Origin of the sequence: Holophaga foetida DSM 6591 (assembly GCF_000242615.2) — a bacterium.
In the GTDB taxonomy this organism is placed as follows: Bacteria; Acidobacteriota; Holophagae; order Holophagales; family Holophagaceae; genus Holophaga; species Holophaga foetida.
Genome location: NZ_KI912268.1, coordinates 1,772,708 through 1,797,128, shown reverse-complemented (window position 1 = coordinate 1,797,128; position 24,421 = coordinate 1,772,708). Strand labels below are relative to the sequence as shown.

Sequence of the window (24,421 nt, the reverse complement as noted above, 5' to 3'; positions counted from 1 at the left end):
CATGCGCGGGGCACCCCTGCCGGACATCATCCAGTTGGTGTGCCAGGGCGGCAAGAGCGGGGTCTTTCATGTCACCGAAGACCCTAAGCGTGCCCGTATCTTCCTCCGGGACGGGAGGATCGTCCACGCCATCAGCCATGATGCTGAGGGCCTGGAGGCGGTCTACACCGTGGCCCTGTGGCTGGATGGGCGCTATCACTTCGAAGAGGGGGCGGTCGATGTGCCCACCACCATCACCAAGTCGAACCCAGCCATCCTGATGGAACTCCATCGGCGCATGGACGAGTGGCGAGTCATCAACCAGAAGATCGCCAGTCTGGACCTCTATCCCACGTCCGTCCTGCTCCCGGATGAGAACCCCCAGGGCGTCAACCCCCGGGAGGCCAGGCTTCTGGAGAACCTGACCGGGTACTACAACGTGGCCGAGTTGGCGGAAGCCATGGGCAAGCCCGTGCTTTCCGTCGCCAAGGATCTCTATGGCCTGGTCATGGCCGGTCACGTGATTCTCAAGGGGGTTCGTTCCGGACGCAGGCCCGACCTGCCGGAGGTGGCCGTTCCTGTTTCCGAAACCGTGCCGGCTGCGGCCATTGCGTCACCACCTGAGACCGCCCAGAACCACGAGCCCGACCATGGCGCTCCCGTTCCGGCGCCACATTCCCCGCGGCCCTCTGCCGTGCCCATGGTGGACCCGGCGAAGACCGCCCGTCTGACGGCCTTTGCCCAGCGCATCGCACAGACGGCCAAGGCCGCTCTGCCGCCGGAGCATCACGACTTCGTGACCCGTCTGCATTCCCGGGCCACCCAGCAGCTCATCCAGGGAGAGGGGCCCGAGGCCGTCAAGGGGCTGGCCCTGGCTGTATCCCGGGGTGCCGTGGAAGCAGGGTGTTCCCCTGAGGTCGTCAAGGGGCTTAACGCCCAGCTCAAAGCCCTCTTCAGCCGATGATCCCTTTTCGCCTGCTCGCCATCCTCCTGCGGGATGTGGCCAGGGACCTGCTGCGGCATCGGGGTCAGCACCTCCTGGTGGTCCTGACCCTGGCCTCGGGACTGCTCCTGGCGGGCGGGGGGCTGTTGGCGGTGGAATCCCTGGACCGTTGGGTTTCACGGATGGAATCCATGGCCAAGGTGACCGTGTTCGCGACCGAGGGGGGGCACCTGGATGAGGCAGAGGCGTCCCTTCGCCGCGACCCTCGCTTCCGAGGCGTCCGTCGCGTGTCCGCCAAGGAGGCCACGGAACGCTTTCTTGCCAGCTCCAGGGAGGCTGGCCTCCTCCTGGAGAGCCTGGGTGGCGAGCCTCTGCCCGAGAGCCTGGAACTGGACATCCGGCCCGATCTCGTGGCCGAGCGCCGGGCCATCGAGGTGGGTGAAAGCCTGCGCTACATGCCGGGGGTGGGGGATGTGGTGGTGGATCATGAGCGTCTCTCCGCCCTCCAGCGTTCGGCCCGTGTGGTGCGTTCGGCCGTCAGCCTCATGGGCGTGATCCTGCTCCTGGCGGCGGGGTTTTCCACAGGGAATGTGATCCGCATGAGCATTCTCTCCCGGGAAGAGGAGATCGGCATCATGCGTCTTGTGGGGGCCTCTGAGAGCTTCATCCGGACCCCTCTGCTGCTGGAAGGGGCCCTCCTGGGGCTGGCGGCCAGTGCGCTCTCCATGCTGGCCCTCCTCGGGCTTTGGCTGCCCCTGCAACGGGGCGCCTGGGGGCTTCCGCCCCTCTTCGTGGAAATGGCGCGCCTGGGATTCTTCTCCCCGCGGAGCATCATCCTGCTGGGGACCGTGGGCACCCTGACGGGCGCCCTGGGGGCCCTGTGGGGCTTCTGGAGCACCCAGCGGAGCCAGAGGCGGCTGGCCGCCGTAGATCAGGGAACCGAGGCGTAGTGCTCTTCCTCACGGAGGGAGGGGGCTCTTGCCTGTCAGAATGAGGGCTGGAGTCGATTCATGAGCACGGAACACGCGGAGATCCTCATCATTGGCGGCGGCATCGCCGGGTTGTCCACAGCCTTCCATCTGGTCCAGGCCGGCCAGAAAGAGGTGATGCTGCTGGAGCGGGAAGATCTTCCGGGCTTCTACTCCAGTGGGCACAACGCCGGGGTCGGGCGGCAGTTGACCGGACGCCCTGAGCACACGGCCCTGACCATCTCCGGGCGGAACCGGCTGGCCCAGGCCGGGCTCATGGATGAGCGTGGCGGTCTGCTTCTCGGGGCCGATCCTGGTGGAACCGATGCCCTGGCCAGGGAGGCGGAGGCCTTCGGGCTTGCCGTGGAGCGGGGCGAAGGTGCTGTGCTCCCAGGTATCTATGCTTCGGAGTTCCTGCGCATTCCCTCGGACGGGGTCATCGATATCGACGCGGTCCTCCAGCACTGCGCCAGCGGGGCCCGTCTGGGGGGGGCGATCCTGAAGTTCGGATGCATGGCGCAGGCCGTCGTTCCCCGGGAGGACGGCTTCCTGGTGGAGACAGACCATGGCGACATCCTCGCGCGCAGGTTGGTGAACGCCTCTGGAGGCTGGGCTCAGGAACTGGGGCGCATGGCCGGAGGGGTCGCCATCTCCTTCAATCCTCTTCGCCGCCACTTGGTCTGGAGCGGGGCAACCCATCCGGTGGACCAGTCCTGGGCCTGGTGGGCGGACCGTCCCCTCTACGTCCGGCCCGAATCCGGAGGGCTTCTGATGTGCGCATGCGAGGAGCAGGCAATCCCTCTGCCTTCCCGGGGGAAGCAGCCTGACAACGATCCCTCGATTCTGGAGGGCCTCCTCACTTCCCTCCGGGAGGTGGCCCCCTCTGTCCAGGACTACCCCATCACTCGCATGTGGTGCGGGATTCGGACCTTCGCGCCCGATCGCCGCTTCGTCATCGGGCCCGATCCCGTCAATCCTCGCCTCTTCTGGGTTGCGGGACTGGGGGGCCACGGCATGACCAGCGGTCTGGCCGTGGGGGACCTGGCGGCCAAGGCTCTGCTCGGGCAGGCCGATACAGGATGTCTCGCGCCGTCGAGATTCCTGGTGTAGATTGTAAAATTCCTTTTTCCGCTTTGGAAAATCGATTCACCAGCCGAAAGAATTTCCATCCAGGGGAATTCCTTGCCGCGATCCGCCCTTCCAGTCAGCCAGACCCCGCACCAGCTCCTGCTGGTGGACGACGATGCCCTGATCCGCGAAACCCTGGCGGAATTCCTGCACAGCGAAGGCTTCCGGGTGACGGCGGCCCAGGATGGCGAGAGCGCGGAGGCTTTCCTTCGGGCGGCCAATCCCCCTTTTGATCTGGTGCTCACAGATCTGGTGATGCCCGGGAAGGGTGGGATGGATGTCCTGCGGGCCGCCCTTCAGATCAATCCGAGCTGCACCGTCCTGGTGCTATCCGGCTTCGGCAGTGTTCGCGAGGCCAACGAGGCCATGGATCAGGGGGCCTACGGACTGGTGAACAAGCCCTTCCATCTGGACCAGCTCCGCAACATCCTGCGTCGCATCATGGAGCGCATTGCCCTTCTGGAGGAGGGGGAGCGGCTTCGGGCTGAAGTCGCCTCCCTCCAGGCTCGCGTGGAGATACTTGAGGCCACCAAGGGACGGATGGAGATGCTGGCCCAGCGTTTCAGCCCGACCCCAGAGGCACGGGATGACTACCTGGAGGGTCTTGAGCGGCTGGCGGATCTTCGGACCCGGGGGCTGCTTTCCGAGACGGAATTCGAAGCTGCGAAACGAGGCCACTTGGCGAAGTGGTATAAATGAATAAATTATTATATATACCTGCGCTTATCGTTCTGGTCGGCCACCCGGTCCAGGCCCAGGCGCCCAAGCTCACCGATCCTGCTGCGGAAGGGCTGGCCCGGGAAGCCCTGGCAAGCCAGGATCCCAGGTTCCGCCAGGAGGCTATCCTGAGGCTCCAGAAGCACTTCTTCCGGGGCCGGTCCAGGGAACGGGAATTCGTAGCCTACGCCCTCGGCACTCTTTTGGAGCGCCAGGGCGAGATCGCCAAGGCCGCGGTCCAGTTCAAGAAACTGGAACGGAACTGGCCCCAGTCGGTGTACCTGCCGGAGGCTCAGGTGGTCCTCGGGGAGTATGCCGTATCCTATGGGCGTTTCAAGGAAGGCGAGGGGCGGCTCCGGAAAGCCCTGGCTTCCGATATCCCCGTCGAGAGCAAGCGCCGGGCCCAGGACATGCTTCTGTGGTCGCTGGTGGAACAGAAGCGTCATGCGGATGGTTTCCAGATCGTGAAATCCCTCTACCCCGCAGGAGGGAACAAACCTTCGGAAAAGGGACTGGTCGCCATCCTGGAGATCCTGGCTGCCGCCAAGCAGCAGGAGGAGGCCGACGCCACCCTCAAGTCGTTGCAGGCGCACTATCCCCAGAGTCCATACCGCCTTCGGGCGGAACTGGCCCACGGCAGGATGCTGGGAGAGATGGGCCAGACCCAGGCGGCCGCCGAGGCTTTCCAGCGTCTCATCCAGAGCGCCCCCAAGGCCTCGGAGGCCGATGAGGCGCGGCTGGCTCTTGCTTCCATCCTCAGCGAAGGCAAGCTGCCTCCCAAGGCGGCCGGGGCATTTCCGACTCCCGATTCGCTCCTGGCTGGCATGGGCACCAAGGGCACCAGCGGGGTGCGTCCCCTCATCGTCCAGCTCCGGCTTCAGGTGAACAACGCCAAATGGTACGAAGCCCTGACGACCGCGTACCGGATCCGGGAACTCCACCCCAATCCTGCGGAATCCATGACGGTTTCAGAGCTCAGGAGCCAAGCCTTCCGTGCCTGGACCCAGGGGCACCTGGAGCGGAAGCAGGTCGGTCCCCTTCTGCCTCTCCTGGATGCCGAGGGTGTGGGGTGCCTCGATCCTAACCAGCGGCGTAACCTGGTGGCCCTGCTGGCAGGGGCAGGGCTTCCGGATGCAGCCCAGACGGTGACTGCCCTGGCCCCGGCCAGGGAACGCGACGAACTGCGGCGGGCGACCCTAGAATCCACGGTCCCAGAGGCCCACCCCAGGGAGGTTCTTGGCCTTCTGGGTGCTCGGAAGGAGAGCCCCCAGGATGCCCTCCGTCGCGCCAAGGCCCTGATCTCCTTAAAGCAGTGGAAGCAGGCTTCGGCTCCCTTGGCCCGTGCGACCCCGGGGCCTGAGCGCATGGCTGCGCTGATGGCATACCTGCGGAGACCTCGGGAGACGGGGGATCTGGCGATTCGTCGTCGGGAGGCTGAGGGGTGGCTGGCCCGGATCCGGGAAAAAGGTCGGGATCGTGAGCCCCTGGTGCTTCTCGTGGCGGATCTGCGGGCCCAGGGCGCTGATTGGCGGGGGGCCCTAGCCCTCTATCCCACCGCTCCCCAGGCCGAGAACAAGGGCTGGGTGGCCCTCATGCGGGCCACCTGCCAGTTGCGGCTGAACCAGCGGGAGGAAGCTCGGTCCACCCTCAAGGCTGCCGCCAATGACCCAGGCTTCAAGATGGAGCGGCAGACCCTGGGGAAGACACTGGGGATGTGAAGGCTGTGCTACTCCCGGCTGGGTTGACCGATCCTGTCCAGCATCCTCAGCAGTTCGATGGGCAGTGGAAAGACGATGGTGCTGTTCTTCTCCGCCGAAATCTCGGAAAGGGTCTGAAGGTAGCGCATCTGGATGGTGACCGGGTTCTTGCTGATGCACTCCGCTGCCTGAAGGAGTTTCTCCGAGGCCATCAGTTCGCCTTCGGCGGCAATGATCTTGGCCCGCTTCTCACGCTCCGCTTCCGCTTGCTTTCCCATGGCCCGCTGGATCTGTTCTGGAAGGTCAACGGACTTCAGCTCCACGGCGCTCACCTCAATGCCCCAGGGTTCTGTCGCCGAATCGATGATCTCCCGCAGGCGGGCGCTCAGCTTCTCCCGGTCTGCCAGGAGCTCGTCCAGGCTCACCTCACCCAGCACCGAGCGGAGGGTTGTCTGGGCGATCTGACTGGTGGCGTAGTAGTAGTTCTCAACCCCCACGATGGCCTGCTTGGCGTCCAGCACCTTGAAATAGACCACGGCGCTCACCTTCAGGCTCACGTTGTCCCGGGTGATGATGTCCTGACTCGGGACGTCCAACACCACGGTGCGGAGGCTCACCACCACGGCCCGCTGGAAGGGGCGGAAGACGAAAATCAGGCCGGGGCCCTTGGGGTGGATTCCCACCTTGCCCAGGGTGAAGATGACCGCGCGTTCGTATTCGTTGATGACCTTGATGCAGGCCAGCAGGTAGACGACTACCACCACGGCCAGGGGGCCGAAGCAGCCGAAACTCGCGAAAAGGGCGTCCATGAATCTCTCCCGGGAAGTGTGGCTCATGATACGCCGAATGTGCCCTCGAATGCGTTTGGCAATGGCGAAGAAGCTGAGCCGTTGACCGCTTTGATAGTCCCTCAGCCCTGGGGGGCGGACCACTTTTCGATCATGGCCTGAAGGTCTTTCGACCTGACGGGCTTGGTCAGGAAGTCGTTCATGCCAGCCCCCAGGCAGCGGGCGCGGTCGTCCTGGCTGGCGTTCCCGGTCAGGGCGATGACGGGAACCTGGCTGCAGGGCAGGTCCAGTTTCCGGATCCGGCGGGTCGATTCGAAGCCGTCCATGTTGGGCATCTGGCAGTCCATCAAGACCAGATCGAAGGATTCCTGTTGCAGGATTTCCAGGGCCTGGAAGCCATCCAGGGCTGAGGTGACCTGGTGTCCCGTGATGGTCAACATCTCCGCGAAGACCTCAAGGTTCATGGCACTGTCATCGACCAGCAGGATGCGCCTGCCCTGGTTGCTCAGGGCCAACTCCAGGCCCTGGAGAGACTCCGCCGAACTGTTCGGACGGGGCATGGGTTTTTCCCTGGGGGGGCTGAGCAGGTCGGCGATGGTCCGCCTGAAGGTGTCCCGACTGGCGGGGATGGACAGGATGTCATCAAAGGCCCCTATTTCCAGCCCCTCTTCGGGCATGTGGGCGAAAGGGATGCAAAGCAGCCTTCTCGGGGGATTTGTGGGCGCAAGCTCTTCAAGGTCTGGCAACTCCGCCCCCTTGGTGGGGTCCATGGCCACGACCACCAGATCGTAGGGGAGGGGAGGACGTCCTGCGTGGCGGTCTTTCTGGACCTCGACTGCCATGCCCAGGGCCTGGAGCTGGTGTTCCAGTGACTTCAGGGTGGCAGGCAGGGAACCGGCCAGGAGGGCTCGATGCCCTTCCATGGAGGGGAAGTAGGGGGGGGCCTCACGCTCCTCCAGGGGCAGGACCAGTCGGAACGTGGTCCCGCAATCGGTGCCGGGGAGGACCTCCAGCGTGCCGCCCATCAGGGTGGTCAGTTTCTTGCTGATGGAGAGGCCCAGGCCCGAACCGCCGAAGCGCCTGGCGAAAGAGGCATCCGCCTGGGTGAAGGGCTCGAAAAGGGTTGGGATGGTCTCCTGCGGGATGCCGATGCCGGTGTCTGCGACTTCGAAAAAGCAGGCTCCCGTCAGCTCCCTGGCTACTCCCATCCGGATGGTGACGCTCCCGTGCTCGGTGAACTTGATCGCATTCCCCAGGAGGTTCAGCAGGATCTGGGAGATCCGGTTGGGATCCCCGATCACCCTCTGGGGGACTCCATGGGCAATCTCGACGCAGACCTCCAGGGCCTTTGCCTTGGCTTGGGACGCCGCCACTTCGACGAGATTCAGGACCATCAGCTCCGGATCGAAGGCCTGTTTCTCCAGGGCGATCTTTCCGACTTCAAGGCGGGTGAAGTCCAGAAGGTTGTTGATGACGGACAGCAGGGTTTCCGTGGCGAGTCCGATCTCCTGGACCAGGTGCTGCTCCCGGCGGGGAAAGGACGCGTTCAGGAGCAGGGTGGTGATGCCCAGAATCCCGTTCAGGGGCGTCCTGATCTCGTGGCTCATGGTGGCCAGGAATTCACTCTTGGCCCTGTTGGCGGCTTCGGCCCTCTCCATCGCGACGGAAAGGGCCCGGGTCCGCAATTCCACCAGGCTCTCAAGTTGGTTCCGGTGCTCCCGCAGCTCGCGGTCCGAGGTTTCGATCTGGGCCAGCATGCCGTTGAAGTCCTTCAGCAGCTGTCCCATTTCGTCCTGCCCCTCCCCGGGCAATCGGACCGAGTAGTCGCCGTTCTGGCTGACACTGCGCGCGGTTCTTGCCATGTTCTCCATGGGGCGGGTGAACATGCGTCGGAGCGGGGAGGAGAAGGCTAGGGAGAGTCCAAAGGAGACCGCACCAATGATTCCGGCCGCCACAAAAGCCCAGGCAAGGGCCTGCTTCAGCCCCTCCATGCTGATCGCCAGACGGAGCCGACCCACTTCCAGGCCGTTGTTCCGGATGACCTGATCCCGGATCAGGAGGGGGAAACGATGGGTGACACCCTCGGAAAAGGGCAGGGATGCCCCCGTTGCATCCACCTTGCCGAAGGTGGCAAGGGGCCGACCGTCACTCAGATAGAGCACGGCATAGGACACCTGGCGCTGGCTTTCCAGGATCTCCAGGCTCTTGCGGGCTGCTTCGGCATCTTCGAAGACCACGGCTGCCAGGCTGTTGGTAGCCAGGAGGTCGGCGATTATTTCCGATCTGTTCTTTGTGGCCTGGCGGTAGCTGATGGTTTCCTTTACGACAAAGGCGCATAGGGCCAAGCCAAGGGCCAGGGCTGCCACCGCCATGACGGAGCAGGTGAACTTCCTCTGGATGGAGAGATGTTGGAACCAGGCCAGAAACATGCGAATCACGCCCCTGAACTAATCGTCGGGGCTGCCTGTATCTTGAGGATCAAAGCCCTCGTTTCAGAGCCATCTGCCCCAGGTGCGAGATCCGGTAGCAGCCCGACTCCCGCTCCCGGATCAGATCGCACTGTTCCAGGTAGGCGAGATCCGCCGCTTGGGCCCCCTTCACCGTAAGCAGCTTCTCCCGGCGGATGTCAGGGTATTTGGCAACGACCTGGAGCAGGTGCAGGCGCAGGGGGGTGATCACATCCACCATGGGTTTCCCTTCAGGGTTGGGCCGATCCGGGCTTGAGTCGCTCGGTCTTGAGGAGGGCCTGGATCTGGTTCTCCAGGGTATTCAGGAACTGGGAGCGGTCCCTGGGGGAATAGGGCTTGGGGCCGCCCCCCATTTCGCCCATGTCCCGCAGGAAGGCGCTCAGTTCGCGGCTGGCCAGGGCATCCCCGATGGAGTCGTCGGTGAAGACGCGGCCCTTGGGGTCCAGGACCCGCGAACCCTTCTTCAGGCAGCGGGAGGCCAGGGGAATATCCGAGGTGATGGCGATATCCGTGGCTCCAGCCTGCTCCACGATCCAGTCGTCGGCGGCGTCGAAGCGGCCGCTGACCACCATGAGCTTGAAGAGGGGATCCCGGGGAAGGTTGATCCGGCTGTTGGCCACCACATGAACTGTCAGCCCGTGCCGTTTCGCCACCCGGAAGACCTCTTCCTTGACGGGGCAGGCATCGGCATCGACATAGATCTGGATCACGCAGTTCCTTTCATCTCGGCTCCTCGATCATCGCAGCTTCCGGTCCATGAAGGACTCCCGCTCCCGTTCCTCCAGGGCTCCGGTGATGTAGTGGATGGATTCCCGGCAGTCGGGGATGAAGATCTTCGTCAGGGCGTTGCAGCGCCGCTGGGTCTTCCGGAGCTCCTTCGCCAGGCGCAGGATGGCGTTCTGGAGCCCCGCCAGCTCCGCCAGGAGGGGCAGCAGCTCCGCGAAGCGGCGCTGGGCCAGGTCGGCATTGGGGGAGCTGCCCGTGAATCCGAAGCTGACCCTGGGGGGGGCGATCTGGACCCTGACTTTGGGCAGCCGGAGGCCCATCAGGCGCTCCTCGGAGAGGGCGATCTCATGGCTCACGGGAACCCCCAGGGCCACCCGATCCAGGGCCTCGGAACCCGAATCCAGGGTGGCCTCGCGCAGCGAGTCGTGGGCTCGACCCAGGGCCTCGTTGGCCTTCCGCTCGGCTTCCCGCAGCCGCTCCAGGCGGGCAACCAGCTCCAGGGTGAGGATCTGGCGCTTCTGCTCCAGGAGTTCGAAGCCCTCCAGGGCGAAGGCCAGCTGCTTCCGCAGCTTGAGGAGATTCGACTTGGTGGGGGTGACCTTGAGCTGGGTCATGGTCGGTAGTGCCTTTCCAGCAGGGCATCGCTCACGCGGTGCAGCTCCTCCCGGGGGAGCATGGAGAGCACCTCCCAGCCCAGGTCCAGGGTGGTTTCCAGAGGGCGGTTCTCGCGTTCACCCTGCTTGAGGAAGCGGAACTCGAAGGCTTCGCCGAACTTCAGGTAGAGCCTGTCCAGCTCGCCCAGGTCGTCCTCCCCGATGACATCCGCCAGCCCTCGCACCCGCTTGACGTAGGCGTAGCAGGCGAAGAGCTGGCTGGCCAGGGCGGGGTGGTCCTCCCGGGTGTAGCCCTTGCCCACGCCGTCCTTCATGAGGCGAGAAAGGCTCGGCAGACCGGCGATGGGCGGGTAGATGCCCCGCTGGTAGAGCTCCCGGTCCAGCACGATCTGCCCCTCGGTGATGTAGCCCGTGAGGTCCGGCACGGGATGGCTGATGTCGTCGGCGGGCATGGTGAGGATGGCGGTCTGGGTGATGGAGCCCGGGCAGCCCTCGATGCGACCGGCGCGCTCATAGAGGCTCGCCAGATCCGAGTAGAGGTAGCCGGGGTAGCCCTTGCGGCCGGGGATTTCGCCCCGGGCGGTGCCCACCTCGCGGAGGCTCTCGCAGTAGTTGGTCATGTCCGTGAGCACCACCAGCACGTGCTGGCCGCAGTCGAAGGCCAGATGCTCCGCCAGGGTCAGGGCGGCTCTCGGGGTGAGCAGGCGCTCGACGCTGGGGGCGTCCGCCAGGGAGAGGAAGAGGCAGACCCGGGCCAGGGCTCCGGATTCCTCGAAATCCCGGATGAAGAACTGGGCGATATCATGCTTGACGCCCATGGCGGCGAAGACGATGGCGAAGTCCACCTCCTGCTCCAGGAGCCGCGCCTGGCGGACGATCTGGGCCGAGACCCGGTCGTGGGGCAGGCCGTTCCCGGAGAAGATCGGCAGCTTCTGGCCCCGGACCAGGGCGTTCATGCCGTCGATGGCCGAGATCCCGGTCTGGATGAACTCCCGGGGGTAGGCCCGGGCGAAGGGGTTGATGGGCAGCCCGTTCACGTCCCGGCGATCGGTGGCCAGGGGGGCGGCGCCTCCGTCCACAGGGCGCCCCAGGCCGTCGAAGACCCGCCCCAGCATCCTCCGGTCGACCCCCAGGCGGAAGCTCTCCCCCAGGAAGCGGGTCCGCAGGGTCTGGGTGGAGAGGCCCGAGCTGCCCTCCAGGACCTGCACCACGGCCTGATTCTCGGAGATGTCCAACACCCGCCCCATGCGCGGCTGGCCATCGGCGTCGAGGATTTCCACCGTCTCATCGAAGCCCACGTCCCGCACCCGATCGACGATGACCAGGGGGCCCTCGATGCGGGAGGCGCCGATGTACTGGAGACCGCGATCTCGCGCAGTCAGTTCGAAGCCGGTCATGGGAGTTCGCTCAGGAAAAGGCTTCCACCACCGAGGCGCCAAAGAAAAGCCGATTGGCCGCGGATGAATGGGATGGACGCGGATGGAAAGGATGTCATCCACACGAGCGGCGCTCGGGCCTGCCCCGCTCCGCGGGGGCGGGCGGCGGAGCCACCCGCGTTCCGGGAGGGCCGGATGGCTACGGCACGCTTGCGTGCCTCCGGCCATCCGGCCCTCCCGGAACCTGGCCCAAGCGCTAGTGCGAACGGCAGCCGTTTTCTATCCGCGTTTATCTGCGTCCATCCGCGGCTGATTCTTCTTTTGCTGTTCATGGTGGACCCCCCGCGCCAAGCCCATCCAGTTCTTCCCGCAGCCGCTGCTCCAGCTGGGCGAGCGCTTCCGGGCCCAGGTCCGACTTGGCGCGCAGGATCCGGGGGAGGCTGGGGAGGGCTTTCAGCGAGGCCAGGGGCACTCCCTTCTGGATCCGTTCCTCGCCCCGGCGGTGGAAGTCCAGGATGATCCGCAGCAGGGCCACCTGGCGCTCGGGCGAGCAGCTCATGTCCGCTTCGTCGTAGGCACTCTGGGTGAGGAAGCCGTCCTTGAGGAGTTCGGCGGTGAGGAGGATGAAGCGCTGGCTTTCGGGCAGGACATCCGGCCCCACCAGCTTGACGATCTGCTGAAGCCGCTCCTCCCGTTGAAGGAGGGTCAGGGCCTCGGTGCGCAGCTCGCCCCAGTCCGGCGCCAGCTTCTCCCAGCTGGGGCTCACGTCCTCCACGTAGTCGGAATAGGAATGGAGCCAGTGGATGGATGGGTAGTGCCGGGCGTTGGCCAAGTCCTCGTCCAGGGCCCAGAAGCAGCGGATGAAGCGCCGGGTGTGCTGGGTCACGGGCTCGGAGAAGTCGCCCCCCGGTGGACTCACGGCCCCCACGATGCTCACGGAGCCACGCTTTCCGCCCAGGGTGCTCACGGCGCCGCCCCGCTCATAGAACTGGGCCAGCCGCGTGGGCAGGGAGGCCGGGAAGCCCTCCTCGGCGGGCATCTCCTCCAGGCGCGCCGCCAGCTCCCGCAGGGCCTCGGCCCAGCGGCTCGTGGAATCCGCGAAGACCGCCACGTCCAGCCCCATGTCACGGTAATACTCGGCCAGGGTGATGCCTGTGTAGATGGAGACCTCCCGAGCCGCCACGGGCATATTGGAGGTGTTGGCGATGAGGATGGTGCGCTCCATGAGGGAGCGGCCGGAGCGGGGATCCTTGAGCTCCGGGAACTCCCGCAGCACTTCGGTCATCTCGTTGCCGCGCTCCCCGCATCCGATGAAGACGATGATGTCGGCGTCGGACCACTTGGCCAGCTGGTGCTGGATGACGGTCTTGCCCGTGCCGAAGCCCCCGGGGACCGCCGCGCAGCCGCCCTTGCCCAGGGGGAAGAAGGTGTCGATGACCCGCTGTCCCGTAAGCAGGGGTTCCGTGATCCGCAGCCGCTCCCGGATGGGCCTGGGGCTCCGCACGGGCCAGAACTGCAGCATCCCCAGCTCCCTGGGCCCCTGGGACGTCTCGATGACTGCAAGGGGATCCCTCATGGCATACTCGCCCGCCCCTACGACGCTCTTCACCCGGCCCGCCACGCCGGGGGGCACCAGGATGGGATGGCGCACCAGGGACGTCTCCATCACCTGGCCGATGGCCTGCCCTGGAAGGAGCTCCTGGCCGGGCTGTACCAGGGGCTCGAAGTCCCATCGGCGCTGGAGATCCAGGGGATCCACCTTCTCGCCCCGGCGGATCCAGGCACCGCTCTGGGCTTGGATGGCGGGAAGGGGGCGCTGGATCCCATCGAAGATGCTCCCGATGAGGCCGGGCCCCAGCCAGACCGAGAGGGGCTCCCCCGTGAGGATCACCGGGGCTCCGGGCTTGAGCATGGTGGTGTCCTCGTAGACCTGGAGGGTGGCGCTGTCCCCCAGGAGCTTCACCACCTCCCCCACCAGACCCAGTTCCCCCACCCGCACCACCTCGTACATCCGGGCCCCTGCCATGCCCGAGGCGTTCACCACGGGCCCGCAGATGCGGGTGACCTGGGGGGCCTTCATGGGGCCCCCAGGAAGCCGATGCCCCGGGCCACGGGGATCCGGAGCTGAGGCCAGAGGCGGCCCAGGCGTTCGGGGAGGCGGTTGTCCCAGACCTGACGGCCCTCCGCGTCCCGCAGGATCAAGCCGCCCCCGGTGATGGTGGCGTCCTCTGTGAGGTTAAGGCTCAGCCCGGGCCGCCGGATGCGGTCCAGGATCTCCTTGCCCAGATGCATGTCTTCAGGGGCCAGGCTCAGCGTGAATGCATCACCGCCCATGCCTTGGAGGGCCTCCGCCGCCAGGGTGGCCAGGGCCTTTCGGTAGTCGAATCGCCGGGCCGCCAGTTCCCGCAGAGCCTTTTCCCGTAAGGGTTCGAGCAGGGCTTCGATCCGGGCCGCCCGCACCCGGGCGATCTCGATGGGGGAACCCGCCAGGAGCCTCTCCCGCCTGCGGCTGGCCTCCCGGGTGGCGGTCTCCTGGCTGTCCTCCCGCAGGTTCTGCGCCTCGGCCTGGGCTGTGGCCAGGAGCGCCCCGCCTTCCCTCCGGGCCTCTTCGCAGATCTCGTCGGCCCGGCGACGCCCCTCCGTCAGGATCTCCTCGCAGAGTTTCCCGGAGGGGTCCGGTTCCGGAAGCCTGGTCATGGCATGCCCTCCAGGCTGGTGCCCACGGCGCTCTGCACGAGCCGACGCAGGCCCTCGTCCCCGGTCCGGGGGCCGGCGGGACCCGGGATCTCCACCAGAAGGGGGCGCTCGTGTTCCAGGCGGAAGGCCTCCAGCTGGGGGCCCAGGCTGGCGGCCACCTCCTCGGTGAGGATCAGGACTTCGCAATCGGGGTGGGCCAGGGCCCAGGCGAGGGCCTTGGCTCCCTCCTCGGGGCTGGAGACCAGCGGGCCCGGAACCCCCGCCAGGCGGAAGCCCCGGACCGTGTCCTCGTCGGCGATGCAGTAGAAGGGCACGGGGACCTCAGATCTTCTGGAGGATCATCATGGAGATGGCAAAGCCCAGCACCGCCAGCCCCTCGGCGAGGGCCACGAAAAGGAGGCTGCGGGTGAGGAGTTCGGGCTTTTCCGCCGCTGCCCCCATGGCCGCTGCGCCGATCCTCGCCACGGCATAGGCCGCCCCCAGGACGCAGACCGCCATGGTCAGGGCCGCCGTCAGGCCCAGACCGACGCTCCGGTAGGCCGAGGGCAGGTCCTGGGCTGCGGACCTGGTCTCCTCGGCCATGGCCGCCGTGGTCAGCAGGAAGAGCGGGGCCATGGAGATGCGTTTCATCCAAGTGCTCATGCTTCACCTTCTTTCATGGGCAGGCGGAAGGGCGCGAAGGGCCGTCCCGCCCCGGAGAAGAACTTGCCGAAGAACTCGTAGTATTCGAGGCGCAGGGCCTGGACCGAGGCGATGACCCCCTCCAGGAGGATGGCCGCCAGGTTGCCGAGAAGGAGGACCAGCCAGGAGAAGGAAGGGCCTACCGCGTCCGCCATCAGGAGGGTGGCCGCCAGCAGGGCCGCGTGGCTCATGGCATAGGCCGCCAGGCGCACAAAGCTGATGGTGTTGGCCAGGAAGACCAGGAGGGTCTCGAAGGCCTCCACCAGGGCATCCGTCAGGCCCCCGTGGCGGGCGTGCAGCACCCAGGCCAGGACGGGGATGAGCAGGAGGGTCGGGAGGGCCGAGGGGAGGGGGCCCCGCCAGAGGAGGAGCCCAAGGGCGCCCCAGTAGAAGAGGAGCCCCGCCAGCCCGAAGCGGCCCATGAGGGCCCCCGGCACGTCGCGGCGGCGGAAGTGGTTGAGGATGTTCAGTACCAGGCCGAGGCTGATCATGAGGACACCGAGGCCGATCGCCAGGCTCATCAGGTGGATCGGATCCCCCTCCAGTGGATCGTGCCAAAGGGCGAAAGGCTTGAATTGGGCGAGGCCGAAGCAGCTGCCGTAGACCGCGCCGGAGAGGGCGCTCGCCAGTCCACCCCCCAGGAGGAGAAGCCCCGCGTCCGGCCACTTCCGCCAGGCCAGCAGGCCAACCAGGGCAAGGACCAGCCCGTGTCCAACATCCCCGAACATCATCCCGAACATCAGGAGGTAACTGATGGCCACGAAGGGGGTGGGGGATAGCTCCAGGTACCTGGGGAGCCCGTAGTTGCCCACAAGCTTCTCGAAGGGGCGGAGCAGGGGGGAGGGGCGTAGGAGCACTGGAACCTGGGCTTCCTCCTCGGCTCCCGGGGGCCTGATCTCCAGGGCGCAGCAGGCTCCGGTGGCGGCCCTCAGGCGCTCCTCAAGGAGCGGCGCATCTGCGGCGGGAATCCAGCCCTGGAGGAGGAGGGTCGAAGCCGTGCGGGGGAAGTGCTCCCCGGCCTCCAGGAGGCCCTGTTCCAGCCGGATCCGCTCCTCCAGGCCCGCCAGGGGACCGGCGATCTCTTCCGAGAAGGCCTCGATTTCGGTTTCCAGGCGGGTCACCCCCGCTTCATCGGAATCGGCCGTCTGGCGGATTCCCTGGATGAAGTCATCCAGACCACCGGCTCCGCCCTGAGGAAGGGGGGCTTCCTGGAATCCCGCCTCCCGCAGGATGCGGTCCAGCCTGCTCCACTCACCCCTCGCGCAGAGCGCCACCAGGGGCAGCCTTCTCTCCTGTGCGGGCTGCGCCAGGAGAAGGGCCTGACCGCCCAGGTGCTCCTGGACTTCCTCCAGCCTTTCCTCCGGCAGGGTTCCCACCATGAGCTGCAGGAAGGAGCCCGTCCCGATCCGATCCAGGGGAATGCCCAGGCCGAGGTAACCCCCAAGGTGTCGGGCGAGATCCGATGCTTCCTTGTGGTGCCGCCGCAGTCCTTCCCGGCGATCAAGGAGCTCCTTGGCCCGTGCCTCCATCGCGCTCAGGCTCTCCTCCGGGTCCGTCATGGACAGCGGTGGGTGCGGGGGAACCCCCAGGGCGAGGCGAAGGCCTTCCGCACGCTCCAGAAGGCGGTCCCAGGGGGCCCTTGCCGGATCGGCAGGCGGAGGGTCCAAGGGGGCCGTATCAGGGCCGGGCCGCCCCCGGATCAGGTGGAGCAGGCCTAGTTCCCCCAGGGCCTGGAGGGCCGCCCGCTCATCCCGCTCCAGGAGCACGGCCCTGAGGCGCACCATGGGGACCGGGTTATGCACAGGCCACCTCCATGCGCGCGCGGAGCGCATCACTGGAAACGCCCAGGCGGATTCCTTCCGAAAGCGTGATGAGCCTGGCCACCTCCACCCGCCGGAGGGCCGCATAGCCCACCAGGGTGCTGAACTCCATGGAGCCCCGGCGGAAGGTTCGGTGGGCCAGCCGGAGGAAGCGGCTCCCGGCGAGGGCTTCCAGGAGAGCCGGATCGAGGCCTTGGGAGGGAAGGGCGTCCAGGGCCAGGTGGAGGGCCCGGGACGCCGCCCGGGGAAGATCGGGGGCCGAGAGCATGGTGCTGAAGATATCGCGGGTGATGCCCGTCCCATCGAGGTGCCAGGGCAGGAGGGCCTCCGCCTCCAGGCCATGGAAGAAACGGCCGCGGACCACCAGCATGAGGTGGAAGTGGTCCACTTCCTGGTGGATCAGGGGCCGGATCCCGGCCCGGTCACTCCCGTCGAGCCCGCGAAGGGCCGCGAAAAGTCCCTGGAGGTACTGCCGGTCCAGGGCGCACTCCAGTCGGAAGGGCCGAAGCGGGAGGCTCCTCATGCCTTCCGGGAGCAGCATCGCAAAGTCCTCCAGGTTGGTGGCCGGATGCTCCATGGGGCGCAGGAAGCGGTGCATAAGGACCTCCGGCTGGAGCCCGGCGGCCAGTCCCCGGAGCAGCAGCTTCTGGTCCTCCACCTGGAGGCGCCTGGCGATGGCTTCCAGCATCCGTGCCCGGGGAGGGCTGAGGCTTCGGGTCAGCTCCTCCATCTCCTCTAGCCACTCCTCCACGACCCGTCGCTGGAAGCCGGACACGTCCTGGATATGCCCTTCCGTGAGGACTGCGCCGGCTAGCTCCTCCAGGCTCCGGATGCGGCAGAGGGTGTCGAGCTGCTCCGCGTCGGCGATCCGGCTGTGTCGCCCGTGGATCCTGGCTGCCAGGTAGTCCAGATCCTCCGGCAACCCCGTCATGGCTGGCCCAGCGCGCACACGCAGCGGACGATGGCATCGACGGCCTGTCCGGCCAGGGTCTCGTCCAGCTGTAGCGATGTCTCGATTTCGGCCGAGGCTGCGCGGATCCGTTCCTCCCTCTCCCGGCGCGCTTCCTCCTCGGCCCTGCCCAGGATCGCCTCGGCCTCTCGGCGCGCCTCGGCGCGGCCTTCTTCGACCACTTCCCTCGCCCGCTGCCTGCACTGCGCCAGGAAGGCCTCGGCCTCTTTCTGGGCCTCCTCCAGGAGACGCGTCGCTTCGTCCTCCGCTGCCATCACCCGCTGGATCGTATCTCGCATGGCAATGGGTTCCCCCGGCTCAATATAGGTCGTTCAAGGATGCTGTGCCCTCCTTCGCTTGAAGCCTTTCTCGATCTCGACCGCGATGAAGATCACTGCCGACAGGCCCAGGGTCAGCAGCAGTTCGGGCAGCGTCAGGGGTTCCGTCTTGAAGATCCTGTTCAGCTCGGGGACATACACCGTGGCCATCTGCGCCGCGAACACGAAGAGCACCGCCCCCAGGAGATAGAGGTTGGAAAACAGGCCCATCCTGAAGAGGGAGAGCTTTTCCGAGCGGATGGCCATCACATGCCCCAGCTGGGTCAGGCAGATCACGGTGAAGACCATGGTCTGCCAGTGCGCATGCCCCGTTCGGATGGCCCAGGCCTGGGTGCCCAGGACCACAGCACCCATGAGCAGGCCGACCCAGACCGCGTGGATGCCAAGCCCGCCGCTGAAGATGGACTCCTGGGGAGCCCTGGGTCTGCGCCTCATCACATCGCCTTCAGCGGGTTCCATGGAGAGTGCCAGGGCGGGCAGGCTGTCGGTGACCAGGTTCACCCAAAGGATGTGGATGGGCAGGAGGGGGATGGGCAGTCCCAGGAAGGGGGCCAGGAAGAGGGTCCAGATCTCGCCGGAATTGGTGGTGAGAAGGTAGCGGATGAACTTGCGGATGTTGTCGTAGATCACCCGGCCCTCACGGATGGCTCGGATGATCGTGGCGAAGTTGTCGTCCAGCAGGATCAGGTCCGAGGCCTCCTTAGTCACATCGGTGCCTGTGATGCCCATGGCGATGCCGATATCCGCCTTCTTCAGGGCGGGGGCGTCATTCACCCCGTCCCCCGTCATGGCTGCGAAGTGTCCCCTCTGCTGGAGCGCTTTCACGATCCTGAGCTTCTGTTCCGGAGCGACCCTGGCGTAGACCCGGAGCCTTTCAACCTTCTGAAGAAGGGCCTCGTCTGAGAGGTTCGCCAGCATGGCGCCCGTCATCACGGCTTCGCCGCCCTCCTTCAGGATCCCCAGCCTCAGGGCGATGGCCCTGGCGGTCAGCGGGTGATCTCCTGTGATCATGACGGGGACGATTCCCGCGCCGATGGCCTCGGCCACCGCGGCCTTCACTTCTTCCCTGGGAGGATCCACCATGGCCACCAATCCGGCGATGGTGAGCCCCGTCTCCACGGTCTCCGCCGAAACCGCCTCGGGGAGCTGATCCCATTCCCTGTAAGCCAGGCAGAGGACGCGCATCCCCTGGGATGCCATCCGCTCGTTCGCCCGGTTCAACTCGTCGGTGCCGGACTTCGAGGTGCTGCCCGCGTTGGCCAGGATCGAGTCGATGGCGCCCTTGGTGAAGGAAATGACCTTGCCCTCGGGAGTGCTGTGGAAGGTGGTCATGCACTTCCTGGCGGAATCGAAAGGGATTTCCGCCACGCGCGGGTAGGTCTGCCTGAGTTCCCGCTTGTCGAAACCGCCCTTCAGGGCCGCGAGGCAGAGGGCGTTCTCCGTGGGCTCACCCAGGATGTCCCCTTCCGGGGAGAGCCTGGAATCGTTCGAAATCGCCATGGCGAGGAGGAGCTTTTCGTTGGCTGATGCCGGTTCTGACCATCCTCCGTCACTGTAGCAGTGCTCCACCGTCATCCTGTTCAGCGTCAGGGTGCCGGTCTTGTCGGAGCAGATGTAGGTGACCGATCCGAGGGTTTCGACTGCCGGGAGCTTCCGGATGAGGGCCTTGCTCTTCACCATCCTGCTGGCGCCCAGGGAGAGGGATATGGTGATGACCGCAGGCAGAGCCTCGGGAATGGCGGCCACCGCCAGGGATACCGCCGTCAGGAACATCAGGAGGGGCTGCTCGCCGCGCAGGAGCCCGAATGCGAAGATCACGGCGCATATCACCAGCACCGCGATGGCCAGCTTCTTCCCGAAGGAGGCCAGCCGCTTCTGGAGAGGGGTCTTCTCCTCTTTCTCCTCCTGGAGCATCGTGGCGATCTTCCCCAGTTCGGTGTGCATGCCTGTCCCGGTCACGATGCCCTTGGCCCGGCCATAGGTGACGGTGGTGCCCTTGAATGCCATGTTCCTCAGGTCGCCGAGGGTGAGGCCGGGCTCCGTGAGAGGTGCCGTCTCCTTGTCCACGGGGACCGATTCGCCCGTCAGAGCGGCCTCTTCGACCTTCAGCAGGGCCGCCTCGATGATCCTCATGTCGGCTGGAACCACTGCACCGGCTTCGAGAAGGACCAGGTCGCCAGGGACCAGGGTACATGCCGGGATGGCTCGCGCCGAGCCCTCCCGGACGACGGAGGCGCTGGGGGCCGCCATCTGCTTCAGCGCCTCCATGGCCTTCTCGGCCCGGTATTCCTGGATGAATCCCACAATGGCGTTCAGAAGGACGATGACGATGATGGCGATGGCGTCTATGGCCTCGCCGAGAAAGCCCGCGATGATGGCCGCGGCGATGAGCACAAGGATCATGAAGTCCGTGAACTGAAGAAGGAACATCATGAAAGGGTGCTGCTTCTTTCCTGTGCTCAGTTCGTTCGGGCCCCAGGTTAACAGCCGCTTCTGGGCCTCCGTCGCAGAAAGCCCCGCCGCCGAACTCTGCAGTGCTTCGATGACCTGCTCTGTCCTGAGTGAATGCCAGTCCATGGGGCCCTGCCTTCCGGGGATAGGAGGAGCTTGCTGGTTCGCTACGAGAAGACAGGGTAGCGGGCTTTCTAGGTCTCCTGCATCTTGCCGCAGCCGTGATTTGTTGGCGACAGGTTGGAATGATTCACGGATGATCTCTGATCACCTCCATGGCGACTTCCAGGAAGCGTTGGAGGACGGGGGAGGGATTGTCCGGGCGCCACACAAGGTGGACTTTGAGCCGGAGATCGATGTCCTCGATCGGGATCTGGACAATGCCTTTCAGGATGGTATTGGGCGGGACCGCGATCCCAAGTGCGCAGCCGAATCCTGCAGATACCAGGCTTGCCGTGGTGGCGAAGCTGCTGGCCTCCTGCACCACCCTCGGCCTCCAGGTCCGGCCTTCAAAGGCTTTCCGGAAGATCGTCCAGTACGAGGTGCTCGCTTCAGCCTCGGGCCAGATGAAATCCAGACCTTCCAGGTCCTCCAGTTTCAGGGACGGGCGGTCTGCAAGGGGGTGCTGCGCGGGAAGCATGGCGAGGATGGGGATATCCAGGATGGGCAGTGCCGAAACCTCCATGTCCTGGGTGGGGTGGTGGTCGACGATCCCCACGTCGATGCTCCCATTGCGCAGGGCTTCGTTCTGGGCTTGATAGTGCATCCCCACCAGCTTGAGGTGCAGGCCTGGGTGGCGGGTTCGCAGCTCCTGGAGAAGTTTGGGGAGAGGCTCGACGAGGGAGAGGGTCTCCAAGGTGGCCAAGCGGAGGGATCCCACTTCTCCCCGCTGGATCTGCCGTGCGGCATCGCTCGCAGTCGCGAGGCGCTCCAGCATTTGACGCACTTCTGCCAAGTAGTAGCGCCCCGCTGGTGTGAGGCGGATGCCCCGCCCCTTGGGCACGAACAGGGTGAGCCCCAGTTCCGCCTCCAGATCCTTCATCCGCTGGGAGAGGGCAGGCTGGGCAATGCGCAGCTGGCGGGCTGCCTGCGTGTAGTTCTCCGTCTCTGCAACGGCCACGAAATACCGTAGGTGCCGGAGCTCCATGCTTCCTCCTGGGGCAAACCATATCAAAATGATATAGGTTTGCCAATAAAACGGTGTTGGACGTTCTAGTTTGGTCTTCCCATGATCTTGGGTGATCCGAGGGGGCTCATCAGCACCTCTGCGGGGTCCCGAGAGCCGTTGGCCAATCTGGGGCTCAGTAGCTGTTGTCGCCACCAGGGGGGATGTAGGTACAGGTTTTCCACAATAGATGAGGTGCGAGCATGAATTCGAACGTGATTTCCCTCGAAGACGTCTTGAAACGCCGCGGTATCCCTTTGGCCGATGTCGTCGATGCGCAGGAATACAAGATCCCCGAAGCCAAGGAAAGCACCCAGCGGCTCATGGAGGTTTACTACAACCTGAAGGCCACGGCCGACATGGAGGTCCCGTACTGGTACAACAGGACATGGTGGGAGAACGAAGGGGATGTGACGATCGTCCGTCGCGCCAAGGCCATGGCCGCCTGTCTCTCGCACATCACGCCGACCATCCTGCCCTACGAAAAGCTCGTCATGAACAAGACGAAGAATGTCCGCGGGGCCTTTCCGTTCCCCTGGGTCTGCGCGAGCTTTTTCAACGCCCAGGCCGAAGCGCTGATGAACGAGGTGGACGCCCCCGCCGAAAGCGAAGCGGATTCGGTCAGCGTGGTCGGCAACGGCGGCGGGAATGTGACCCAGAGCTACGGCAGCGTCATCTCCATTGCGAAGAAGTTCGGCATGCGGAAGGAGGAGATCCCGGTCCTGGTGAAGACCTCCAGGCCCTGGGATGGCTGTTCCATCGAGGACCTGAGCGCGAAGTATGCCGCACTTACGCCTGGCTTCGACCAGGAGCAGCGGATCATGGACGCCGTCATCTGCATGTTCGATTCCTGGGCCATCCCCCAGGGGCGCGAGGTCATCAACTACTACATGCCCCTCGAATACGGCTTCGACCGGATCATCGAACTGTGCGAGGAGAAGATCGCTGAGGTCATGGGCGAGGCCGGTGATGACGGCATCCTCGGCATGAGCCGCGGCTACTATTACGTCGCCATGAAAGAGATCACCCAGGGCCTCTCCGCGTGGTGTGAGAACTACGCCAAGCAGGCGGGATACCTGGCCTCCATCGAGACGGACGCCGCCCTCCGGGCCAACTACCAGAAGATCGCCGAAGTCATGGCGAACGTCGCCCACAAGAAGCCCGCCAGTTTCTGGGAGGCCATCCAGATGACGCTGTGCTGCCACCTGGGTGTCGTCAACGAGGATCCGCAGTCGGGCCTCTCCATCGGCAGGCTCGGCCAGATCCTCCAGCCATACTACGAGAAGGACATCGCCGACGGCGTCATGGACGACGAGCAGATCATCGAGCTGCTGGAGCTATACCGGATCAAGATCTCCTGCATCGAGTGCTTCGCCTCGGCCGGTGTCTCCGGCGGCGTCCTTTCCGGCAACACCTTCAACAACCTGTCCCTGGGCGGCCAGAGCTACGACGGCCTTACCGCCGTCACCCCGCTGGAATACCTGATCGTCGAGGCGGGGATGCGTAACAAGACGCCTCAGCCAACCCTGAGCGTCCTGTACGACGAGAAGACGCCGGAAGACTTCCTGATGAAGGCCGCGTCCTGCACCAAGCTGGGCCTCGGCTATCCCGCCTGGATGAACAACCAGACCGGCATGAACTTCATGCTCCGCCATTACGGCCCCGAAGGCATGGACCTGCACGACGCTCGGGCCTGGTGCCTCGGCGGCTGCCTGGAATCCGCCCCCGGCTGCTTCCTGCCGCTTCACTACAACGGCAAGGTGACGATGATCCCCGGCGGCGCGTCCCCCACCTGCGGCACGGGCGTCCACTTCATCGGCCTGCCCAAGGTCCTGGAACTGGTGCTCACGAACGGCCAGGACAAGCGAACGGGCAAGCAGGTCTATCCGGCCCACAACCGGACCTTTGCCTCCTACGAGGAGATGGTCGACCAGTGGGAGAAATACGTCGAGCTCACCACCGATGTCGTCAACAAGGTCAACAACGTCCAGATGGATATCTGGCGCACGAAGAACCCGCCGATCGTCAATTCCCTGCTGAAGCCGGACTGCTTCGCCAAGGGCCGGGACATCGGCATGATGGGTTCGCGCTACAACGCGACCATCAACTTCGAGTCCTGCGGCACGATCACTTACATCAACTCCCTGGCGTCCATCAAGAAGAACGTCTACGACGAGAAGACCTTCTCCCTTGAAGAGATGGCGGATGCCCTGGTCCATAACTTCGGCTTCGAGACGGCCTACCAGACTGGCGTCTTCTCGCCGGATGTGCGCACCGGCACGCCTGACAGCCCGAAGTTTGAGAAAATCTTCGCCGCCTGCGTCAACGCCCCCAAGTACGGCAACGCCGACGCCTATGTCGACAGCATCCTGAAGGACTACCACTACTACCTGTATGAGATGCTGCCGAACTACAAGTCCTACTATGGCAAGCCCCTCTACCTGTGCCAGATCTCCGTCTCGACCCACGGTCCCCAGGGTTTCGTGACCCTGGCGACGGCCGATGGGCGACTGGCGGGCACCACCTATTCGGACGGTTCCCTCTCCGCGGCGGCCGGTAGCGACAAGAACGGCATCTACGCGATCTTCGAATCCGCGACCGTCTACGACCACTCGATGCACCAGAATGCGCAGATGAACCTCAAGCTGCACCCGACGGCGATCCGGGGCCTCAACGGCACGCGGAAGCTGCTGGACATCGTCCGGGCCTACATGCGGAAGGGCGGCTTCCACGTTCAGTTCAACATCGTCGATTCGAACGAGTTGCGGCAGGCCCAGGCGAAGCCGGAAGCATACCGGGACCTGATGGTCCGTGTGGCGGGCTTCACCCAGTACTGGTGCGAGATCGGCAAGCCCATCCAGGACGAAGTCATCTACCGGACCGAATACGACGCCTGATGAGCTTCCTCTTATCCGA

General features: G+C 65.4%; 21 protein-coding genes. 6 read left to right on the top strand and 15 right to left on the bottom strand.

The genetic code is table 11. The features are described 5' to 3' along the window. Position 1 precedes the first annotated feature (1 nt). The 5 genes from HOLFODRAFT_RS0207785 to HOLFODRAFT_RS0207765 all read left to right on the top strand — a co-directional run bounded on the left by HOLFODRAFT_RS0207785 (position 2) and on the right by HOLFODRAFT_RS0207765 (position 5,453). Positions 2 to 943, top strand: a complete 942-nt coding sequence (locus tag HOLFODRAFT_RS0207785) for a DUF4388 domain-containing protein (protein WP_158412935.1) — start codon at positions 2 to 4, stop codon at positions 941 to 943. Further along, complete coding sequence (locus HOLFODRAFT_RS0207780; protein ID WP_005035408.1) at positions 940 to 1,872, top strand: cell division protein FtsX; 933 nt, start codon at positions 940 to 942, stop codon at positions 1,870 to 1,872. The genes HOLFODRAFT_RS0207785 and HOLFODRAFT_RS0207780 overlap by 4 nt, the downstream gene beginning before the upstream one ends. 60 nt (positions 1,873 to 1,932) lie before the next feature. Beyond that, positions 1,933 to 3,000, top strand: coding sequence for an NAD(P)/FAD-dependent oxidoreductase (locus HOLFODRAFT_RS0207775; protein WP_005035410.1), 1,068 nt, complete (start codon positions 1,933 to 1,935; stop codon positions 2,998 to 3,000). Positions 3,001 to 3,072: 72 nt separating this feature from the next. Beyond that, positions 3,073 to 3,717, top strand: coding sequence for a response regulator (locus HOLFODRAFT_RS20060; protein WP_005035412.1), 645 nt, complete (start codon positions 3,073 to 3,075; stop codon positions 3,715 to 3,717). Further along, entirely contained in the window at positions 3,714 to 5,453 is a 1,740-nt protein-coding gene (locus HOLFODRAFT_RS0207765; protein WP_005035413.1) for a tetratricopeptide repeat protein, read from the top strand. The genes HOLFODRAFT_RS20060 and HOLFODRAFT_RS0207765 overlap by 4 nt, the downstream gene beginning before the upstream one ends. Positions 5,454 to 5,461: 8 nt before the next feature. Here HOLFODRAFT_RS0207765 and HOLFODRAFT_RS0207760 read toward each other — a convergent pair whose 3' ends face one another. The 15 genes from HOLFODRAFT_RS0207760 to HOLFODRAFT_RS0207690 form a co-directional block, all read right to left on the bottom strand. Beyond that, positions 5,462 to 6,241, bottom strand: a complete 780-nt coding sequence (locus HOLFODRAFT_RS0207760; RefSeq protein WP_005035415.1) for a slipin family protein — start codon at positions 6,239 to 6,241, stop codon at positions 5,462 to 5,464. A gap of 101 nt (positions 6,242 to 6,342) precedes the next feature. Continuing rightward, positions 6,343 to 8,649 (bottom strand): response regulator, encoded by a 2,307-nt coding sequence (locus HOLFODRAFT_RS0207755; protein ID WP_005035417.1) that lies wholly within the window; start codon positions 8,647 to 8,649, stop codon positions 6,343 to 6,345. 49 nt (positions 8,650 to 8,698) lie between these two features. Then, complete coding sequence (locus tag HOLFODRAFT_RS0207750) at positions 8,699 to 8,908, bottom strand: hypothetical protein (protein ID WP_005035421.1); 210 nt, start codon at positions 8,906 to 8,908, stop codon at positions 8,699 to 8,701. Positions 8,909 to 8,918: 10 nt separating this feature from the next. Continuing rightward, positions 8,919 to 9,398, bottom strand: coding sequence for a YaiI/YqxD family protein (locus HOLFODRAFT_RS0207745; RefSeq protein ID WP_005035423.1), 480 nt, complete (start codon positions 9,396 to 9,398; stop codon positions 8,919 to 8,921). A 27-nt stretch (positions 9,399 to 9,425) separates the two neighbouring features. Then, a complete protein-coding gene (locus tag HOLFODRAFT_RS20055; protein ID WP_005035425.1) occupies positions 9,426 to 10,028 on the bottom strand; it encodes a V-type ATP synthase subunit D in 603 nt (200 codons plus the stop codon). Next, positions 10,025 to 11,425, bottom strand: coding sequence for a V-type ATP synthase subunit B (locus HOLFODRAFT_RS0207735; RefSeq protein WP_005035427.1), 1,401 nt, complete (start codon positions 11,423 to 11,425; stop codon positions 10,025 to 10,027). The genes HOLFODRAFT_RS20055 and HOLFODRAFT_RS0207735 overlap by 4 nt, the downstream gene beginning before the upstream one ends. A gap of 307 nt (positions 11,426 to 11,732) precedes the next feature. Then, on the bottom strand, positions 11,733 to 13,484 hold the full coding sequence (locus HOLFODRAFT_RS0207730; RefSeq protein WP_005035429.1) for a V-type ATP synthase subunit A: 1,752 nt from the start codon (positions 13,482 to 13,484) through the stop codon (positions 11,733 to 11,735). After that, complete coding sequence (locus HOLFODRAFT_RS0207725; protein ID WP_005035431.1) at positions 13,481 to 14,101, bottom strand: V-type ATP synthase subunit E; 621 nt, start codon at positions 14,099 to 14,101, stop codon at positions 13,481 to 13,483. Before HOLFODRAFT_RS0207725 ends, HOLFODRAFT_RS0207730 begins: the two co-directional genes overlap by 4 nt. Further along, positions 14,098 to 14,415 (bottom strand): V-type ATP synthase subunit F, encoded by a 318-nt coding sequence (locus HOLFODRAFT_RS20050; protein ID WP_005035434.1) that lies wholly within the window; start codon positions 14,413 to 14,415, stop codon positions 14,098 to 14,100. The genes HOLFODRAFT_RS0207725 and HOLFODRAFT_RS20050 overlap by 4 nt, the downstream gene beginning before the upstream one ends. A 7-nt stretch (positions 14,416 to 14,422) precedes the next feature. Further along, the gene (locus tag HOLFODRAFT_RS20045) at positions 14,423 to 14,743 is read right to left on the bottom strand and encodes an ATP synthase subunit C (RefSeq protein ID WP_005035436.1); all 321 of its coding nucleotides are present in this window, start codon (positions 14,741 to 14,743) and stop codon (positions 14,423 to 14,425) included. Beyond that, positions 14,740 to 16,584, bottom strand: a complete 1,845-nt coding sequence (locus tag HOLFODRAFT_RS25505) for a V-type ATP synthase subunit I (protein WP_005035438.1) — start codon at positions 16,582 to 16,584, stop codon at positions 14,740 to 14,742. Before HOLFODRAFT_RS25505 ends, HOLFODRAFT_RS20045 begins: the two co-directional genes overlap by 4 nt. Beyond that, positions 16,577 to 17,533 carry a V-type ATPase subunit gene (locus HOLFODRAFT_RS0207705; RefSeq protein ID WP_005035441.1) on the bottom strand — a complete coding sequence of 319 codons (957 nt, stop codon included), beginning with the start codon at positions 17,531 to 17,533 and terminating at the stop codon, positions 16,577 to 16,579. Before HOLFODRAFT_RS0207705 ends, HOLFODRAFT_RS25505 begins: the two co-directional genes overlap by 8 nt. Further along, positions 17,530 to 17,850: a hypothetical protein gene (locus HOLFODRAFT_RS0207700; RefSeq protein WP_005035443.1), complete on the bottom strand. Its 321-nt coding sequence runs from the start codon at positions 17,848 to 17,850 to the stop codon at positions 17,530 to 17,532. Before HOLFODRAFT_RS0207700 ends, HOLFODRAFT_RS0207705 begins: the two co-directional genes overlap by 4 nt. A 33-nt stretch (positions 17,851 to 17,883) precedes the next feature. Next, positions 17,884 to 20,466, bottom strand: a complete 2,583-nt coding sequence (locus HOLFODRAFT_RS0207695; protein ID WP_005035445.1) for a cation-translocating P-type ATPase — start codon at positions 20,464 to 20,466, stop codon at positions 17,884 to 17,886. A 124-nt stretch (positions 20,467 to 20,590) separates the two neighbouring features. Next, positions 20,591 to 21,487, bottom strand: coding sequence for a LysR family transcriptional regulator (locus tag HOLFODRAFT_RS0207690; protein WP_005035447.1), 897 nt, complete (start codon positions 21,485 to 21,487; stop codon positions 20,591 to 20,593). A 221-nt stretch (positions 21,488 to 21,708) separates the two neighbouring features. Here HOLFODRAFT_RS0207690 and hpdB point away from each other — a divergent pair, with 221 nt between their 5' ends. Continuing rightward, entirely contained in the window at positions 21,709 to 24,402 is a 2,694-nt protein-coding gene (gene hpdB, locus HOLFODRAFT_RS0207685; protein ID WP_005035449.1) for a 4-hydroxyphenylacetate decarboxylase large subunit, read from the top strand. Positions 24,403 to 24,421: the final 19 nt, after the last annotated feature.

Bases quoted from the DNA above. Each gene is read 5' to 3' on its own strand.
- HOLFODRAFT_RS0207785 (WP_158412935.1), top strand. From the start codon at position 2: ATGCGCGGGGCACCCCTGCCGGACATCATCCAGTTGGTGTGCCAGGGC.
- HOLFODRAFT_RS0207780 (WP_005035408.1), top strand. From the start codon at position 940: ATGATCCCTTTTCGCCTGCTCGCCATCCTCCTGCGGGATGTGGCCAGG.
- HOLFODRAFT_RS0207775 (WP_005035410.1), top strand. From the start codon at position 1,933: ATGAGCACGGAACACGCGGAGATCCTCATCATTGGCGGCGGCATCGCC.
- HOLFODRAFT_RS0207765 (WP_005035413.1), top strand. From the start codon at position 3,714: ATGAATAAATTATTATATATACCTGCGCTTATCGTTCTGGTCGGCCAC.
- HOLFODRAFT_RS0207760 (WP_005035415.1), bottom strand. From the start codon at position 6,241: ATGGACGCCCTTTTCGCGAGTTTCGGCTGCTTCGGCCCCCTGGCCGTG.
- HOLFODRAFT_RS0207755 (WP_005035417.1), bottom strand. From the start codon at position 8,649: ATGTTTCTGGCCTGGTTCCAACATCTCTCCATCCAGAGGAAGTTCACC.
- HOLFODRAFT_RS0207750 (WP_005035421.1), bottom strand. From the start codon at position 8,908: ATGGTGGATGTGATCACCCCCCTGCGCCTGCACCTGCTCCAGGTCGTT.
- HOLFODRAFT_RS20055 (WP_005035425.1), bottom strand. From the start codon at position 10,028: ATGACCCAGCTCAAGGTCACCCCCACCAAGTCGAATCTCCTCAAGCTG.
- HOLFODRAFT_RS0207735 (WP_005035427.1), bottom strand. From the start codon at position 11,425: ATGACCGGCTTCGAACTGACTGCGCGAGATCGCGGTCTCCAGTACATC.
- HOLFODRAFT_RS0207730 (WP_005035429.1), bottom strand. From the start codon at position 13,484: ATGAAGGCCCCCCAGGTCACCCGCATCTGCGGGCCCGTGGTGAACGCC.
- HOLFODRAFT_RS0207725 (WP_005035431.1), bottom strand. From the start codon at position 14,101: ATGACCAGGCTTCCGGAACCGGACCCCTCCGGGAAACTCTGCGAGGAG.
- HOLFODRAFT_RS20045 (WP_005035436.1), bottom strand. From the start codon at position 14,743: ATGAGCACTTGGATGAAACGCATCTCCATGGCCCCGCTCTTCCTGCTG.
- HOLFODRAFT_RS0207705 (WP_005035441.1), bottom strand. From the start codon at position 17,533: ATGACGGGGTTGCCGGAGGATCTGGACTACCTGGCAGCCAGGATCCAC.
- HOLFODRAFT_RS0207700 (WP_005035443.1), bottom strand. From the start codon at position 17,850: ATGCGAGATACGATCCAGCGGGTGATGGCAGCGGAGGACGAAGCGACG.
- HOLFODRAFT_RS0207695 (WP_005035445.1), bottom strand. From the start codon at position 20,466: ATGGACTGGCATTCACTCAGGACAGAGCAGGTCATCGAAGCACTGCAG.
- HOLFODRAFT_RS0207690 (WP_005035447.1), bottom strand. From the start codon at position 21,487: ATGGAGCTCCGGCACCTACGGTATTTCGTGGCCGTTGCAGAGACGGAG.
- hpdB (WP_005035449.1), top strand. From the start codon at position 21,709: ATGAATTCGAACGTGATTTCCCTCGAAGACGTCTTGAAACGCCGCGGT.